The organism is Oligoflexia bacterium, assembly GCA_034439615.1.
Taxonomy (GTDB): domain Bacteria; phylum Bdellovibrionota; class Bdellovibrionia; order JABDDW01; family JABDDW01; genus JAWXAT01.
On the sequence record JAWXAT010000028.1, the window covers coordinates 1 to 16,860 of the forward strand.

The 16,860-nt window shown below is 39.2% G+C and carries 16 protein-coding genes; 5 read left to right on the forward strand and 11 right to left on the reverse strand.

All coding sequences use genetic code 11. The features are described from left to right. On the reverse strand, positions 1-180 hold a 180-nt coding region (locus SGI74_06000; GenBank protein MDZ4677046.1), incomplete at its 3' end, for a hypothetical protein. A gap of 195 nt (positions 181-375) precedes the next feature. On the opposite strand from SGI74_06000, the gene SGI74_06005 reads away from it, so the two are divergent. Further along, positions 376-2,040, forward strand: coding sequence for a hypothetical protein (locus SGI74_06005; protein ID MDZ4677047.1), 1,665 nt, complete (start codon positions 376-378; stop codon positions 2,038-2,040). 66 nt (positions 2,041-2,106) lie between these two features. Next, positions 2,107-2,781: a hypothetical protein gene (locus SGI74_06010; GenBank protein ID MDZ4677048.1), complete on the forward strand. Its 675-nt coding sequence runs from the start codon at positions 2,107-2,109 to the stop codon at positions 2,779-2,781. Here SGI74_06010 and SGI74_06015 read toward each other — a convergent pair. Next, positions 2,778-3,830, reverse strand: a complete 1,053-nt coding sequence (locus tag SGI74_06015) for a polysaccharide deacetylase family protein (protein MDZ4677049.1) — start codon at positions 3,828-3,830, stop codon at positions 2,778-2,780. The genes SGI74_06010 and SGI74_06015 overlap by 4 nt on opposite strands. Before the next feature lie 144 nt (positions 3,831-3,974). On the opposite strand from SGI74_06015, the gene SGI74_06020 reads away from it, so the two are divergent. Both SGI74_06020 and SGI74_06025 read left to right on the forward strand, forming a co-directional pair. After that, a complete protein-coding gene (locus tag SGI74_06020) occupies positions 3,975-4,967 on the forward strand; it encodes a thiamine pyrophosphate-dependent dehydrogenase E1 component subunit alpha (GenBank protein ID MDZ4677050.1) in 993 nt (330 codons plus the stop codon). Positions 4,968-4,972: 5 nt separating this feature from the next. Continuing rightward, complete coding sequence (locus tag SGI74_06025; GenBank protein ID MDZ4677051.1) at positions 4,973-6,028, forward strand: transketolase C-terminal domain-containing protein; 1,056 nt, start codon at positions 4,973-4,975, stop codon at positions 6,026-6,028. 110 nt (positions 6,029-6,138) lie between these two features. Here the strand turns inward: SGI74_06025 and SGI74_06030 are convergent, their stop codons facing one another. The 4 genes from SGI74_06030 to SGI74_06045 form a co-directional block, all read right to left on the reverse strand. After that, the gene (locus SGI74_06030; protein MDZ4677052.1) at positions 6,139-6,429 is read right to left on the reverse strand and encodes an SWIB/MDM2 domain-containing protein; all 291 of its coding nucleotides are present in this window, start codon (positions 6,427-6,429) and stop codon (positions 6,139-6,141) included. A gap of 210 nt (positions 6,430-6,639) precedes the next feature. Next, entirely contained in the window at positions 6,640-7,251 is a 612-nt protein-coding gene (locus tag SGI74_06035; GenBank protein MDZ4677053.1) for a PilZ domain-containing protein, read from the reverse strand. A 125-nt stretch (positions 7,252-7,376) separates the two neighbouring features. Then, positions 7,377-9,623, reverse strand: a complete 2,247-nt coding sequence (locus tag SGI74_06040; GenBank protein ID MDZ4677054.1) for a glutamine synthetase III — start codon at positions 9,621-9,623, stop codon at positions 7,377-7,379. Between the two features lie 154 nt (positions 9,624-9,777). Continuing rightward, the gene (locus tag SGI74_06045; protein MDZ4677055.1) at positions 9,778-10,224 is read right to left on the reverse strand and encodes a plastocyanin/azurin family copper-binding protein; all 447 of its coding nucleotides are present in this window, start codon (positions 10,222-10,224) and stop codon (positions 9,778-9,780) included. A gap of 252 nt (positions 10,225-10,476) precedes the next feature. Between SGI74_06045 and SGI74_06050 the strand changes: the two genes are divergently transcribed. Continuing rightward, entirely contained in the window at positions 10,477-11,535 is a 1,059-nt protein-coding gene (locus SGI74_06050; GenBank protein ID MDZ4677056.1) for a hypothetical protein, read from the forward strand. A 26-nt stretch (positions 11,536-11,561) separates the two neighbouring features. Here the strand turns inward: SGI74_06050 and SGI74_06055 are convergent, their stop codons facing one another. From SGI74_06055 to SGI74_06075, 5 genes are read right to left on the reverse strand one after another with little or no spacing between them, the layout of a single operon-like run. Continuing rightward, positions 11,562-12,662 carry a c-type cytochrome gene (locus SGI74_06055; protein MDZ4677057.1) on the reverse strand — a complete coding sequence of 367 codons (1,101 nt, stop codon included), beginning with the start codon at positions 12,660-12,662 and terminating at the stop codon, positions 11,562-11,564. Positions 12,663-12,666: 4 nt separating this feature from the next. Further along, positions 12,667-13,335 (reverse strand): cytochrome c oxidase subunit 3 family protein, encoded by a 669-nt coding sequence (locus SGI74_06060; GenBank protein ID MDZ4677058.1) that lies wholly within the window; start codon positions 13,333-13,335, stop codon positions 12,667-12,669. Continuing rightward, positions 13,332-14,948: a cbb3-type cytochrome c oxidase subunit I gene (locus SGI74_06065; GenBank protein MDZ4677059.1), complete on the reverse strand. Its 1,617-nt coding sequence runs from the start codon at positions 14,946-14,948 to the stop codon at positions 13,332-13,334. Before SGI74_06065 ends, SGI74_06060 begins: the two co-directional genes overlap by 4 nt. Before the next feature lie 10 nt (positions 14,949-14,958). Beyond that, a complete protein-coding gene (coxB, locus tag SGI74_06070) occupies positions 14,959-15,915 on the reverse strand; it encodes a cytochrome c oxidase subunit II (GenBank protein MDZ4677060.1) in 957 nt (318 codons plus the stop codon). Continuing rightward, positions 15,915-16,829: an SCO family protein gene (locus tag SGI74_06075; protein MDZ4677061.1), complete on the reverse strand. Its 915-nt coding sequence runs from the start codon at positions 16,827-16,829 to the stop codon at positions 15,915-15,917. Before SGI74_06075 ends, coxB begins: the two co-directional genes overlap by 1 nt. Positions 16,830-16,860: the final 31 nt, after the last annotated feature.

A 16,860-nucleotide genomic window follows, 5' to 3' on the forward strand; every position in this document is an offset into this window, starting at 1 on the left:
CCCAACACCAACACCAACACCAACACCAACACCAACACCAACACCAACACCAACACCAACACCAACACCAACACCAACACCAACACCAAAACCAACACCAACACCAAAACCAACACCAACACCAACACCAAAACCAACACCAACACCAACACCAACACCAACACCAAAAACACGCACCACTCACCAGTGCCACGACCAAATCCTCAAGTTGGAACCGCCGTAAATAGTCACAGCACGTAATTATTATCGAGCCTTACCCTGCGGAAGGGGCGTTGTTTTCTTTTAAGCTAGGTCTGTACTTTGCTCTTATTGGCATTGTCACAAACTGAGGTACGTATTTTGAAACTTTTGCTTATTAGTTTATTTTGTCTACAGTTGTCAGTGCAAGCACTTGCGCACACAGCGTCTCCAGGTGAGAAGCTTGGTGTTGGTGCGGGCCCTGAGAAATTGATTGCCACTCATATCTTATCAGGCGCTAAAGAGCGTCTCACATTTAAAATTTTTGAAAGTTACACTCATGGAAATAGTGAACGTCAACTTCGTTATGAGTTAGAAGAATCTCGAACTCTTTTAATGGACACACACATTTCAGTTTTGATCGGGCGAGACCTTGATTTTGATGGTTTCATGGACACTTGGTTTCCGTTAACTGTAAATGACGTCCCATTCTCAGTCACCAGCTGGACAACTTATTTCCCCTCGCAATCATCAGGAACATCAAAATCAATTGATCGTGTTTCTAAAAGAAAAGACGGTTGGGATGCGGCTTTTTCGTTAATGCATGAATTAGGAATTCATAATCGAAGTATGACGCAATTAGTTTTTGATTCTATTCCTTCAATTGCTTTTATCTCAGACTCATTGAATTCAGGTTTTAAAGACGGTCTTTTAGCAAGACAGCTTAATGTATTAAGCCTAGAAAAACGCGTTGCAAATTTAATAAAAGAAGAAAAAATTGATGGCCATGAGCAGTTAGCATTATATCAAGCCATTTCAAACGAATGGATGGCCATCGCTGATGATATTTCAAATATTGGATTGCCCGATGCCTATAAGGGTGTTGCAGGAGATATGAGTTTTCAATTTCTTGGTGGAGTAATTCTTAAAAGTATTTCGCTACTAGGCCCTGTTTTAAAACCTGTTTTTTCTAAAATGTCCATAATCGCAATGGCACCGCTTTTAAAAACTTCAACCGGTCGAGCGCTTTATTCACGTTGTGCTGCATATTATGCCAGTGTTAATTTAGCACGAGAGCAAGCTGCAGCACGTTTAGCACGCATAAAATCAGGACAAGCTATTGTTGCTCGTTATGCTGCCACTCGCGGAGCAACTATTTCTACACTTAAACGTGTACATTTATATAATCAAGCCATCATCGCAAGACAAGTCACCGCAAAAGTTCTGCAAGCTTGGTGGGCAGACAAAGGTTACGTAGCTTTTAATTTTTCTATTCAAACGGCGATTGAGGCTCAAGATCATTGGGATGAAATCAAAGACCCAAATCCATTTAAGATCGCTCAGAATATTTGGAATAATCGTGAGATGAGACAAAATCTATTATTTATGTTTTCAGAAACAAATATGCAGACGGTTGTTCATACAAGCATGGGTAGAAATATGAAAAGCTACGTCACTTGCTTTTTCTTATCTATGGGTAATTCTGTTGCAACTAATATTTGGATTAAAAAAGAAAGTGATCCAGGCCGTATCGCAGGGGATACTCTTTGGGAAACTACCATTGGCAACGGTCAAACTTTAGCAGATGGGGTCGTAAGACAACATGCTAAAGAACTCGCTAAGCAAACAGGCAATAGTAAATTCAGACTTCTTGGATACGCATTTGTAGTGATTGATCAATCGGCTGGATATCTTGGATATAATAAATGGACTGGCGCTTATGAAGATTATAGACGGCGTCAAAAAGAAAAACTTCCAAAACTTGAACAATCAAAAATTCAAGATCAAATGCCCATTACTTCTGATGCGGCCCGACATCTTGAGCCGATGCTCATCCCTATAATGGTTCCAGCAGGAATTTGATTATTTACTAGCTTGGAAATTAGTAGCTCATTAGTATTATGCTTACTAAATTAATGAGGGGGCGTTATGAAGCTATTGAGTTTGATAATTATCATGTCTGGTTTGATTTCTTCAAACACTCAGGCTCAAGTATGTGGTGAGAATGAGCCGGCCTATTGTACACCTCAAGTTTTTAGATCACTCGAAAAACCTATTACAGATAGAATTTTGCGTGCTCATGTTTTTAAAGTAGGGCAAGTAACTTTAGCGGGTCTTGCAATCGGGGTTTCAAGTGCAAATAGCGTTAAAAATCTTGCAATGCAAAATTCTACAGCAAGTGATCAAGAAGGTTATTGTACTTGGTATGTGAATCGCGGAAATGTTTTTGCATGGTGGAATTTTAATTATAAATATTTGCCACATCCAAGTAGTCAGGCTTCTGAGCAAATAATTTCTCAATACATGAGTTTAGCAGCTCCACTTTTTGATCAAGGGATGAATAATTTTGTGACATGTGCCCAAAAACATCGCTACATTTCAGTTGGCTGCAATGGAATGAAACACCGAGGTCCCACACTCTTTGGAATGCTCCTTGCCTACAGTGGTTGCAAAGCTTCAAATGCTACAGCCATTGTTAATGAATTTTGGGGTCTTAATGGCGTAGCACCTGAAGTAAGGCTTGCCATTATTGAAGCAGCCTCACGTTTAGGTAAAGCCAATCAAACACAAAGTTGTCGTCTAAGACAGATGCTGGAAAATTAAAGTGCTCTGAGTCTAATACTTCCTGGTGGATCAATTCGTGTCATTTTTTGAGCTTTAAGAGCATCATAGATTGTGACGATGCGATAGCCTTCAACTATGAGTCTTGGAATTATAATTTCTAAGGCTTTATAGGTTTGGGGATGTATCTCATGAAATAAAATTATCCCACGATTTCCGTACATACCTAATTGTTTAAAAACACGATTTGTAATACTCACTGGATTTTTATCAGACCAATCAAGTGAATCAATAAGCCACATGGCGTGATTAAGGCGATTTGGTCTACACTCAGAACCTCGACATGTCTGGCTAACAGTATTTGCTAAAATTAGATCAAGTACGCGTTTGTCTCTAGAACCATAAGGTGTTCTAAGAAATTCAGGAGCCTGTAGTACTCGATTAAGATCAAAACCTTGGGCAAAATGATTTCGATAAAACTGATTAAGTGAATCTATGCCACCCATTACTGATAATAAAATATTTTGGGTGTTATCAATTTGAGCATTGATAGAAGCATCACTGAGATTTTTAAAGTTTTGATGACTCCAGCTATGATTTGCTAAAAGAAATCCCCTGGAGTGAAGTTCTTGGCTTACATGAGGGTATGCTTTTATATTTCTTCCAACTTGAAAAAAAGTCCCGTCAATACGATTTCGTTCTAAAAGATTAGCCATCGCAATAGTAAGGGTAGGGTGGGGGCCATCATCAAATGTTAAAACAACTTCTTTAGTTTGAAGTTCTTTTCCTGTGAGTTCGTTCGTTGCGTAATAGTTGAGTTCTTGATCATTAAAACAGGCGCGATCGCGGCCCTTGAGTATTCGCTTTACCTGCGCATAATCACCATTTCTTTCTGCCTTTTTAAGTGCATAGAGGTCAAGTAACCCTTCATGAAGAGCTTTTGCATTTCCAGTGATGATGTGGGCATCAACGAGATCTCTCATGGCGTTTACTTCTGCTGAAATGACTTCTGTTTCGGGTAAGTATGTCGGCTCAGCAAAAGCTGTGTTGTTTAAAAGTATAAGGCTAAAAAAGCTTAAAAGAAATTTCATGGATCCCCCGATTGACTTACCCAGGGTGAACTAATAGCAAAATTACTAGTCTTGCAAGTGAAATGGTCTGTGACTTCTTAGAGCATTGACATCAACCTAAATCGCGACATAATAGGCCGTTATCGACTTATAGGGAGAGTAAAAATGGCCGTCGCTAGAAAACCACCTTTGCTTGAGATCTATGAACTCATGGTCAAATCGCGTGTTTTAGAAGAACGCCTTATTAAAATTTATAAATCAGGTGAAGGGTTTTTCTGGATCGGCGGACCCGGTCAGGAAGCTTTTGACGTAACTCTGGGCATGCTTCTTAAAAAGGGGCAAGGCCTTGATTATGACTGGTTTCATGGGCATTACCGATCAACCCCAGTGCTTATTGCAATGGGATTAGAAATGATTGACTCCGTTAGGATGATGAAAAACCTTGCGACCGATAAATCTTCTCATGGTCGCAATTTTTGCAATCACTATGCGATTCCAGAGTGGAACGTTGCACCCATTTCATCACCCATTGAAGTTCAATATTCCATTGCCTTAGGGACTGCCCTTGCACAAAAACAACATGGGGGTAGTGGTATTACTGTGGTAACCGGTGGAGACGCTGGAACCGCAGAATCTGATTTCGCATCGTGTCTAGTTTGGGCGAGTCGGCCTCTAGAGGAACTTCCAATGCTCATCCTAGTGCAAGATAATCATTGGGGTATTTCAACACCCTATGAAGGCCAACATGGTGAAAAAAATATCGCCGATCGTGGAAAAGCTTTTGGAATAAAAACTGCCGTTATTGATGGTAACGATGTTGAAGAATCTTGGAATGCTTTGAGCGAGGCATTTGCATATATTAGAAAAGAAAAAAAGCCCTATTTACTTCAAGCAAATGTATCAAGACTGTATGGTCATTCATCTGCATCTGGAGCCAATTTTGTTACTCAAGAAGCAGATTGCATTAAAATTTTAGAGCAAAAACTAGTTAAACAAAAACTGCTAACTGAAAGTAAAATCAAAGAAATCTGGGATAAGTATCAAGATGAAAGCATGAAGGCACTTAACCAGGCTCGAACAGAACCTGCGCCTACGGCTGAGTCAATTTGGGAATATGTTTATGCAGATAACGAAAACGCTGATTGGAGAAAATTTTAAAGCTTATGGCAAACATGGCACAAGCAATTCGAATGGCGCTCCACTACGGTGAAGAAAATCTCGGTGTTAAAAACATTTTTGGCCAAGACGTAGGCCCTCCATTGGGTGGTGTTTTTACTGCAACCCAAGGTTTAAAAACCACCTGGAATACTCCACTCGATGAACGTGGAATCATCGGCATGGCTATTGGCCTTGCGATGGCGGGGAGTCGGTGTGTTGCTGAGATTCAGTTTTGCGATTATATTTTTAATACCATTGATCTTTTAAAAATTGGTGGAAACACCTGCTGGGCAACTTATGGTCAGTTTCCTATTGCTATGACTGTTATGACGCCTGTGGGTTCTGGTATTCGAGGTTCACTCTATCATAGTCATAGTTTTGATTCTTGGGCAACGCGACTTCCTGGTTGGAAAATTGTCATGCCCTCAAATAGTCTTGATGCCTATGGTCTTTTGATTTCTGCGATGAAAGAAAATAATCCGGTATTGTTTCTTAAACCCAAAGCACTTTTACGTGTGAGAGGTGATGAGCTTATACCTGGTGAACCTGAAAATGAAAAAGATCTTAAAAACATGATAGATGCTCCATTAGGAGATCGATCAAAATGGAAACCACAATGGCCAAAGGTTACTGATTTTAGTGTGCCCATTGGGCAAGGTAAAATCACACGAACGGGTGATCACGCAACTGTAGTGAGTTGGGGTAGGTTATTACCTGTTTGCATGCAAGCAGCTGAGGAGCTTAGTTCCCAAGGCCATAGCGTTGAAGTGATAGATCTAAGGTCATTGTACCCGTACGATTGGCAAATGATTAAAAATTCTGTCATGAAAACAAGACGAGTTATATTTGTAAATGAAGACACAGAAATTTCAAATTTTGGTGAACATCTTTTACGACGTACTGTAGAAGAATTATTTTATCATCTTGATGCCAAGCCAAGAGTGATTGCGGGGAAACATCTTCCAGGAATTGGTTTACACCCAGTCTTAGAAGATAATAGTGTGCCTCAACTTCATCATGTGATTCATGAGCTTAAAGAATTACTCACAGAAGTTCCTTGAAATATTAAAGTAATTATTCAAAGGTGAAGTTCAGTATCACTTAAAGTAATCTACAAAATAAAAAGCCGCACAATGTGCGGCTTTTATAAACTCTATCTTTAAGAGTTAAATCAGCTGAGGTGTTTGCTTACATATTTGGTCATTTCAAACATGCTTACTTGTTTTTTGCCGCCAAAAATAGGCTTCAAGTTCTCATCAGCATTGATCATGCGACGGTTTTTTGCATCTTGTAGGCCGTGCTTTTTGATGTATACCCACAATTTTTTAACAACTTCAGTGCGGGGAAGGTCTTTTGAACCAACAACTTCAGCTAATAATGAGCTGGGTGTTAATGGTTTCATGAACGCTCCGCCAGCTTTTCTTTTTACGGGCTTCTTTGCAACTTTTTTCTTAGCAGCCATTTTTGAGCTCCTTTTATTGACGTCCGAGTAATAAGGACGCCGCGGTTAATTATTCTTATTTTGCATCTACTATGAAACAGCCTTATCGGACGTCGTGCAAGCATAAAATTGTGTTTCTCGAGGTATTTCCGAGGGAAAATGACCAAAATGACTGGTTTTTACGAGGGGAATTGACTTTTTCTCGAGAGGAAATCAGATTTTGGTACTTTTTTAGCGATTTTGTTTCTCAATTACTTTATTAAAAAAGCCTTCAGCCCAGTCAGCTTTCTGTCGCGGGCGTTTAATATCAATCATTGTTAAGATGTAATACGTTCCCCAAGCAAGTCCACCTAAAAGTACGAAGCTAATAATTACCGAGGCAAAATTTTGGTAAAGCCAGGTTTGCCTGATGTTAAAATTAAAAAATGGGTTACGCGAGTGCTTTTGTGATTCAAGATTTTGAAATGCGCTCCTAAGGCTTTGTGCTAACGTGCGTCGATAGGCTAGAGGCATGTTTAAAAATGACACGCCTACTTTTACGGTATCGGGAAACTTTGCCCAGTGGGCATTTTGAGTTGGTTCCTCGATGCGAGCTACACGCCCTGTACATGCGATTTGGTATCCTGGCATTGGAGAGAAATCCATTTTTATAATTTCACCAATACGAGGCGCAATTTTAATTGCAGTTGTAAATGACACACCTGATTCTGAAATATCAAAGATTTGAGTGGTACTGATTCGTTTGTTTCGAGGTGAAGCAAAGCGGATGATCTTGTGTTCTTTGCGAGCGTATCGATAGCGTCTCGCAGCTCTTCTACTTGTTTTTAAAACCGGTGTACCCATGAATTACCTCTTCTACTAGGCTTTTCGGTACCAAGGTCGTAAAACTAAAAGTATGAATGTTTTAAAAAATGACTAAAAAATAGGCAGAATCTAAAAGATTCTGCCTATCATGTCTTTTCAAATGATTATGATAAAGCGCTGGTAAATAACATTTCGCGGTACTTCGGAAGTGGCCATAATTCATCAGCAACTAAGCGCTCTGCATGATCACAGGCATCGCGCAGTTTAGCCGCACTTGGAACTGCGTTGGTTGCGATAAATTTCATCTTTTGTGATTCATCATGGCCTTCACGGCTTTTAGTGATGAGTGCTTCTAAATCATCAAGGCCCGTTAAAACTTCTTCAAAAACATGTTCTAAAGTTTTTAGACGTTCTGAATGGACCTTTTTTAAAGACGCATTGGTAATAGCTGAGTTAGTGGCTTGAAGCTGTCTCAGTTGTTTCTCAATTGCTGGAATCACATGACTCGTTGTGAGTTCACTTAATGTCATAAGCTCAATCTCAAGAGTCTTCACGTATCTTTCAACAGCAATATGATAACGACTTGCGATCTCTTCTGTTGAGAGCACTTTTTGTTCTGATAAAAAAGCTGTGGCTTTTGTGTCTTTAAAGACTTCAAGCGCTTCAGCTGAAGTATTCAAAATTGGAAGGCCCCGTTTTTTAGCTTCTTTACGCCATTCTTCAGAGTAACCATTTCCTTCAAAGCGGATGTTTTTTGTTTCTTTAACATACTCTCTGATCATCTCCATGACCGCTTCGTCACGAGTTGGTTTTTTCTTAAGCAGCTCTTTTAAACGACTGCTTGCTTCTTTAAATGACTGCGCAACCGCGGCGTTGAGAATAGACATCGGTACGGCCACGTTCGCAGAGGAACCAACGGCTCTAAATTCAAATTTATTCCCCGTGAATGCAAAGGGGCTGGTGCGATTACGATCAGTATAGTCTTTAGAAATATTAGGAACTTTACTCACACCTAGATCGATGAGTTGACTTTCAGTGGCTTGAGCAACTTCACCAGCTTCAATGCTATCTAAAATTTCACCAAGTAAACTGCCTAAGAACACAGAAATAATCGCTGGCGGCGCTTCATTTGCACCGAGTCTGTGATCATTACCCGGGGTAGCAATGGAGGCTCTAATTACAGCTGAATTATCATTAACCGCTTTAAGTATAATCGATAATACGGCTAAAAATCTTAAGTTTTGGTGAGGTGTGATTCCTGGTTCAAGCAAGTTCTCACCCTTGTCATTACTCATTGACCAGTTATTGTGTTTTCCTGATCCGTTGATTCCGGCAAAAGGTTTTTCATGCAGTAAACACACAAGGCCATGGCGAAGAGCAGTTCGTCTGATAACTTCCATACTTAAAAGATTGTGGTCTGTTGAGATATTTACGTCTTCAAATATGGGAGCTAATTCATATTGGGCGGGAGCAACTTCATTGTGACGGGTCTTAATGGGGATCCCTAATTTATAAAGTTCAAACTCAGCTTCTTGCATGAAATTTAAAATTCGACGTGGGATTGATCCGAAATAATGATCTTCAAGTTGTTGACCACGTGTTGAAGGGGAGCCTAAAAGTGTGCGACCTGTCATGATAAGATCGGGTCTGAGAGCGACATAGTTTTTATCTATGAGAAAATATTCTTGTTCAGCGCCCAAAGTTGCAGTGATGCGTTTAACATCGACATCGCCAATGAGCTTTAAAAACTCACAAGCTTCATTTGATAGGGCTTCAACTGATCTTAAAAGTGGAGTTTTATTATCTAAAGCTTGGCCGTGGTAACCGACAAACACAGTAGGAATACAAAGTGTTTTTCCGCCTTCATCTTCGATGATAAATAATGGAGAGCTGGGATCCCAGGCCGTATAACCTCGAGCTTCAAATGTGGATCTCATTCCGCCAGAAGGAAAACTTGAGGCATCAGGTTCACCTTGAATAAGTTGCCCCCCAGTGAAACGCTCAATGACTCTTAGTTCTGAGTGATGATTGTATTGAATGGTTATAAACGCATCATGTTTTTCAGCTGTGAGGCCAGTCATGGGTTGAAACCAGTGGCAAAAGTGAGTTGCCCCTTTACTTACGGCCCATTCTTTAATGGCTGTGGCGATTGATTCAGCTGTTTCTTTTTGAAGTTTTTTGCCTTTATCAAGTGTGGCAAGTAAACCTTGATATGCATCTTTTGGAAGTTTTTCGCGCATGTGAGCAAGGCCAAATGTGTTTATACCAAAGTATTCCGATATGGGTGCCGGTTTACCATTAGCAGAGGTCATCTTTTCAATCTTTCTTTGTGGTGAATTTATTGCTGATTTAAGTGCTGTGAAACGTTCCGATGAGGGCGAGGATTCAGGGCCAAGGCCAGTGGTCTCCATAGGAGGTATCCTTTCAGTTGAGATCTCATAGAATCAAAAACTCTAAGAAATCAGTTTAACGTCTTTACATCTCTAAGAATTACCACTCTTAGAAATGAAATCTTCTTGAGCTAAGTATGTCGAGGCTGGCTTTTGAGGTCAAGTGGTGAATATTTTATTTTGAATGAAGGATCCCTTTCATCACCATGTGATGTCCTGCATTAGTACAAATGTAGGGGTAATCACCAGCCGGAGGGGCTGTGAAGGTGATGGTGTCTTGGCCACCGGGTTCTACTAAGCGGGTGTGGGCTAGAACTGCTGGATCATCAGGAACAAATTGTTTTGCCTTGCCGACTTTGATTCCAGCAAGACCAATATCATTCTCTTTACCTTTTTGTGTGAGCAGCCAATTATGTTCAAGTGTCGTTGAAGGGTTTTTAAAAATAAGTGTTACTTTTTCGCCAGCTTTTACGGTGAGTTCTGTTTTATCAAACTGCATGGATTCGCCGATTACAGAAAGTGTTGGGGTATTATTGATGCTGTTAGCTGCGTTATTATCTGATTTTTTTGTACATGAAGTAATGGCCAAAAAAGTAATTAATATAAGTGTGATTTTTTGCATAAAAAGTCCTCTTTGAAAATGAATTGCTATGTCTTATTTATGTCGGCAAAAGGGACAAGTCAACAGTGTCACAGTGTCACGCAGTGTAAAATAGTTCCCCTTTAAGTCATAGTGTCAAAAAAAAATGACTGCTAAATCTAAAAAATAGCCTTCAAATGTAGTAAAGGCCTAGCTAATACACAAAGCAGTGGCATTGGGGTTGCTACTAATCCTAAACATACAGTTAGCCGGTTAGCAGTATTAGGAGCATTTGTGCCATCAGTAGTGTTGTCAATTTTAGTAATACTTATAACCTTAATTACAATGCTGGCTTCGCCAAAGTCTCAGGCTGGAATTAAAAACAAATTTTGTATTTTTATATTTGAAGTATTAAATTCTGATAAAGCACAGCTCTATAAATTTAAAGAAATTCAAGAGATGTATTTATCAAATGCAGAGATACTTCATAAAAATCATAAGCCAATCATTATGCGACGTAATGAGCTGCATCTTGATCAAAGACTGTTTTCTTTGACAAGTTTCGGCATAAAACCAAATCAAAGTGAAAGAGAATATAATATTGAATTACTGAATGCTCAGGCAGAACTTGAGTTTAGTAGATATATAGGTTTAGCCCTAGAACTTGATGGTTTTAATGCTCATATGGATTCTTTAAATGAATCATATAATAAAGTTAAACATCTTATACCTCATGCGACCATTGAGCCTGATTTTCATAGATCGGGGTATCTCTACAGTGAAATTCATCAAACAGTTAAATTAATTAGTGCAAATGAATCAGAAATGAAAGTGTCAGAAAAAGAAATTGCTGGAATTTTAAAAAGTTTAACTAACGAAGTAGAGCATAATGGGCGTGATCTAAATGTTGATAAAAGAGACTCTGATGAAGTTGTTCGAGAGATAATTTCTCGTGCGCGTATCTATGACTATAGTGTCTCTGAATATTTATTAGAGGTTAGCTATGATTTAAATATGTTTAAACGATTTATTGATAACACTCAAAAAGAATTAATAAAAATCAAATCAATAAAAGCTGATTCATATAAAGAGATAGAAGCAAAAGCTATTAGTAAAAAAGATTTTTTATTAAGATTAGCTTTTTTTCAAAAACAGTTGGCGAGCTTAGAGCTTAGGCATTTTGTATTGCGGCTATCTACATATTTTGAGTTTATTGATAAATCAGTTGCCGCTAATTTAAAAATAAAAGGACAAATTCCAAAAAATAAGGTCTCTGAATTTCAAAAACTACTTAAACAATATAAAGCTAAAAGCATTGAATTTACCCAGACAATGCTGGATCTTCCGATTTAAAAATAATCTAAAGTAATGCTTTTGCTTTATTTTGTCGTCAAAAGTTTCACATAGGCGTGAAGATCTGACCACTCTTGATTTGAGAAATTTGACATTCCTGGCATCCCGCTACCTGGAAAACCGTGAGAGACTACATTTACAAATGCTCCACGATCTCCAACCCAAGAACCTTGTGCATCTACCCAGCTTTTAGAAATAAACTGCACAGGTGGGTTAAGGCCAATATTAACCACAGGTGCACCCATTGCACTTAAGCCGTGGCACTGAGCGCATTGCTGGCTAAATATCTTTGCCCCTGGGTGATTTGGGCTTCTTACTTCTTGCTCAGGAAATGGAACCTGATCACGCTCTGCCATGTTTTCTAATACAACATCAATGTGAGCTGTTTGTTGAACTTTCTCAACAACACTTGAGCCGCCTAAAAGGCCGGCCGCTTTTAAATCTTCATCTGTATCAGCTGGAGTTTTTGGAGATAGACTACGCACGTAGTGAACGAGTGCATAACGATCTTCAGCAGATAAACCCGCATATGCAGCCATGCCTGTGCCGGGGGATCCTTTAGTAATTGTCGTAAACACACGTGTGGGGGATGCGCCAAATTTCCAAATGCCACTAGTGAAATCACGTGGTTTTGGATTCAGTGCAGCAGCAGCGGCTCCATCACCTTGACCGTTAGCTCCGTGACAAGTAGCACATTGAACAGCATAGAGTGTTTTGCCTTTTGCTATTTGATCTGGAGTAGAAATTCTTAGTTTATTGAGAACATCAGGCCCTGCTACAGCAGCCGCATTTGCACTTGTGTCTATTTGTAGTGGAGCTACATTGGGTCTGAATAAAAGATCACTTGCAGTGATGATAATAAAAATCGCTAGAAAAACAAACGAACATAAAAAAGTGACTTTGTTAAATAGGTTGTCATATTTGAGCTGCATGAAAATCGCTATGACAAGACCTGCTTTAAGTGTCGCAATGCCCATTGCGACAACCATGTTAAACATTCCAAAATCAAACAAAGATGTTACAACTGTTAATATCGTAAGGCCTATAAGTCCTGCAAAGACCTTATGATATAAGGGAAATGGTGTTACATGGTGTTTATGTTCGTCATGATTATGATTGTCGCTCATGATCTCATCCAATCAGATAAAGTAGTGGGAACAAATAAATCCAAATTAAGTCTACTAAATGCCAAAATAATGCGGTTAATTCAACCGGTGTAAAATAATTCTCGTTAAAATCGCCTCGCCTTGTGCGCCACAAAACCCAAGCGATAATACCCATACCAATAGTGACGTGAATTCCGTGAAGACCCGTCATCATAAAATAGAGTGAGAAAAATAAACCCGGATTAGCTGATTCAAAGCCTTTAAACGTAAAATATTTTGCAGTTAAAAGACCTTCGTGAAATTTATGTGAATACTCAAAATATTTTACCACCATAAAAGTGGCCGCACACGCCAAGGTGATCCAGAGCATTTGCACCGCACGTTTACGATTATTACGCTGAACATACCCTACAGCTTTTGCCATCGTGAGACTGCTCAAAAGTAAAACGATCGTATTTAAGCCACCAAGCCATTTATTTAAATGGAGACTGGCTTCGTGAAACATCTCAGGGTTAAGTGCTCGAAACATTACATAAGCCACAAATAAAACGCCAAATGTCAAAACCTCTGTGACTAGAAATAGCCACATTCCAAATTTTGAAGCGTCAAATTCATGAAATGCACTTTGAAAGTGATGAGGAATAACGTGATTTGTTCCCTCAACGACATGAGGCTTGTGTTCGTCAGAACTCATGAATGTCCTCCATGTGCTGGTGGTGTTCCATACGGATAGGGTTCTGTAATGATTGGATCAGAAATAAAATTTTCAGTTGGAGGAGGTGATGAAATTGTCCATTCAAGAGATTTTGCTCCCCATGGATTCATCGGTGCCTTTTTTCCACGTTTTAGTGAATAAAATAAAATTCCCATCGTGAGTAAGAAGCTTAAGGCGATAAACCAAGAACCTACTGTTGAGACAATGTGAAGTGGTTGATATCTTGGCATGTAATCAAAATAACGTCGTGGCATGCCTAGATTACCTAAAATAAATTGCGAACCAAACGTTACGTTAAAACCGATAAACATGATTGCTGCACTTATGCGACCTAATTTCTCATTATACATGACCCCAAACATCTTAGGCCACCAGTAGTAAAGGCCACCAAACATCGCCATGACTGTGCCACCCATCATGACGTAATGAAAATGGGCCACTACAAAGTATGTGTCATGGAGATGTACTGAAACTGAAAGTGCTATGTGAAAAAGGCCTGTCAAACCGCCAATTGAAAACATGAAGATAAAACACATGGCGTAGAGCATGGGTGTATCCCAAGAGACTTGGCCTTTGTACATGGTTACAACCCAGTTGATGATCTTAATTGCTGTGGGTACACCAATGATGATTGTCGCAACTGAGAAGAGCATGCTGGCTAAATAAGATTGGCCACTTACGAACATATGGTGACCCCAAACAATAAAACTAGCAAAAGCGATAGCTAAACTTGAATACGCAATTGGCTTGTAGCCAAAAATTGTTTTTTTAGAAAATGCAGGAATAATTTCTGAAATAATAGCCATTCCTGGAACAATCATAATGTAAACAGCAGGATGAGAATAAAACCAAAAGAAATGCTGAAACAAAATTGGATCCCCACCAAGTGTAGGGTCAAAAAAACCAATACCAAACACACGTTCCATTACAAGAAGTATAACGGTTAATGCAATAACGGGTGTTGCGATAACTTGAATGATTGCTGTTGCGTAAATGCCCCAGATAAATAAAGGCAACTTATGAAATGTTAAACCAGGAGCTCTCATTTTATGAACAGTCGCAATAAAATTTAACCCTGTTAAAATAGAGGAGAAACCCATGACAAACACACCTGTGGCCATAAGTATGACCGCTGTACTTGTGCGAATACTGTAAGGTGTGTAGAAGGTCCAACCCGTGTCTACTCCGCCAGCGACGATTGATATAACTGCAAGTAGTGCTCCAGCCCATAAAATATAATAACTTAGTAAATTTAATCTCGGAAATGCGACGTCTTTTGCGCCGATCATAATCGGAAGTAAAAAGTTTCCAAAAGCTGCAGGCACGTTTGGAATGATAAACATAAAGACCATTATCGCGCCATGAAGAGTGAATGCGATATTGTATTGATTAGGGTCCATGATTGTCTTGGTAGGTGTGAGATGCTCAATTCTAATGAGTAGAGCGAAAATGCCACCACAAGCGAAGAAAAACAAAGTCGTAAATAGATACATAATGCCGATGCGTTTATGATCTAAGGTATAGAGCCACGACTTAATGCCTTTTTCTGCATTAAGATAATTTATTTCACCACCACTTACTTGGCTAGACATCGTTGACTCCCTATTTTGATACTGGGCTTAATGTTTTTAAATAAGCCACAATTGCATTGATTTCACCTTCATTAAGTAAGCCTTGAAAAGTAGGCATCACTGGGCGAAACCCCTTAACTACTTGACCCGCAGGATTTAATATTGAATTACGTAAATAATTTTCATCAGCCGTTACCGTTTCACCTGTAGCGAGCTGAACTTTTTTGTTATAGACCGCATTTAAAGCGGGGCCAGCTTTTGATTCAGTGCCATTGACTGAATGACAAGCGACGCAATTTCTTTTTTCAAAAAGTTTTTTACCAAGATCTGAAATATTAACTTTTTGCGGATCAACACCCCTGAGCCAAGCTTTGAATTGTTCTTGTTCTAAAACAATTACTTTTCCTAGCATATTTGAATGAGCGGTACCGCAATACTCTGTACACATGATTTCATGTTCCCCTACATCGGGAGCTTCAAACCAAAGTGTTGTGTACATACCAGGTACGATGTCTTGTTTGAGTCTAAAATTGGGAACGTAAAATGAATGCAAAACATCAGGTGAGCCCATAATGAGTTTTACGGGCATGCCTTTAGGAATATAGAGATCATTGGTTGTAGTTTTACCATTTTGATAAGTAAACTCCCACATCCATTGTTTACCAGTGACACTGATTTCATAGGCATTATCTGGAATTGCGTAAATTTCATTAAAGCCAATAAGACCCCAAATAAAAATTACGAGAAAAATGGCACCCAAAACAGCTGACACAACCCATTCAAATAAAGGGTGACCTTCAATGTAGGGAACTTCACGATCATGATTTGTTTTTCGGTATTTCCAGCCAAAATAAAGCATGGCTGCAATTGTGGGCACGAGCATAAATACGCTAGCCCAATAAATAAAATCGTATAGCAGATCTATCTTCGGTGCCATCGTAGACGATTGGGGAAGATAAAATTTCAGCTGACGAATAAAATCCATCATTACGGTGACCCCTTTTGTGCGCTAACTATTTCTAACGAACGGGCTTTTTGTTTTCGTTCTCTTGACCATAATCTTCCTAGAAAAATCCCAAATAATAATAATGTGAGTATTCCTCCGCCGGTCATGATTCGAGATGCGAGCAGAACATACTTTTTTGTAGTAACGTCATAATAAAAGCAAAACAACATGATGCGGTCAACAAATGTACCGATTTTTCCGTTACTAGCTTCAAGTAAGGCCATTTTCACATCACGTGGTTGATACTGAATTCCGTAGAGGTATCTAGATATTTTACCTTCTGGGGTGAGTAAAAAAATGGCAGAGCCGTGTGCGAATTGTTTTGTCTCTTCAACCCATTTGTAACGAAATCCAATTTGTTGAGTGAGGGCTGTGATCTGGGGTTGTTTGCCAACTAAAAAATGCCATCCTGATTCAGTTCCAGCAATTCCATATTCTTTAAGATAGGCCTTTTTTTTCTCGCTCGCAAGTTGAGGAGTTTCAGAGGGATCAATGCTGACAGCTATAACTTCAAATTTTTCGCCAGGCTTAAGATCTACTTTTTTAAGTGAGTCAGTGATGCCATTTAAAACAAAAGTGCAAATATTAGGACATCCAAAATACACAAGTGCTAAAAGCACTGGTTTTTGGGGAGTGAAATAACTTTTAAGTTGAACTGATTTTCCTGATTCATCTTGGAAGGTGAGGTTGAGATCAATATTTTGACCGCGATGTTCGTCTATTCCGATGTCTTTAAGTTCGTTAGGTAATTTGTCAGCTGTTAATTTTGTATGTCCGATTTCATTTTTACCGAAGTCTGAATAGGCAGTAGAAAAAGATAAAAGCACAACCATCAATGCTTGAGAGCAAACGGGTATCAGATGTCGTTTTTTCACCTTCGGTTGCACACGTAACATGATGCTATTTCTTCAAAACCTCGGTTTATGA